This is a genomic window from Paenibacillus sp. GYB006, assembly GCF_036577645.1.
Classification (GTDB): domain Bacteria; phylum Bacillota; class Bacilli; order Paenibacillales; family Paenibacillaceae; genus Paenibacillus.
This window is the reverse complement of record NZ_JARBDA010000065.1, coordinates 1-418: the sequence shown is the minus strand read 5'-3', so window position 1 is coordinate 418 and position 418 is coordinate 1. Positions and strand designations below refer to the sequence as shown.

The following is a 418-nucleotide window of genomic DNA, read 5'->3' as shown; positions in this document are numbered from 1 at the left end:
CCTTTAAACTATGCCCCTAAAAACTGGTGGAGGATGATGGATTCGAACCACCGAACCCGTAAGGGAGCAGATTTACAGTCTGATGCGTTTGGCCACTTCGCTAATCCTCCATATGAAACTGGTGCCGACGAGAGGACTTGAACCCCCAACCTACTGATTACAAGTCAGTTGCTCTACCAGTTGAGCTACATCGGCTAATTTTTGAATGGTGGCTCGGGACGGAATCGAACCGCCGACACGAGGATTTTCAGTCCTCTGCTCTACCGACTGAGCTACCGAGCCTTATTCAGAATAAAAATGGCGGAACTGACGGGATTCGAACCCGCGATCTCCTGCGTGACAGGCAGGCATGTTAGGCCTCTACACCACAGTTCCAGGTATTACAATTGCGGGGGCAGGATTTGAACCTGCGACCTTC

General features: G+C 51.0%; 4 tRNA genes. All 4 read right to left on the bottom strand.

The window, feature by feature from the left end:
* Window positions 1–24: 24 nt before the first annotated feature.
* A tRNA-Tyr gene (locus tag PV403_RS24975) sits at window positions 25–110 on the bottom strand.
* 9 nt (window positions 111–119) lie between these two features.
* Window positions 120–195: transfer RNA gene (locus PV403_RS24970), tRNA-Thr, on the bottom strand.
* 11 nt (window positions 196–206) lie between these two features.
* A tRNA-Phe gene (locus tag PV403_RS24965) sits at window positions 207–282 on the bottom strand.
* A gap of 16 nt (window positions 283–298) precedes the next feature.
* A tRNA-Asp gene (locus PV403_RS24960) sits at window positions 299–375 on the bottom strand.
* Between the last annotated feature and the right edge of the window lie 43 nt (window positions 376–418).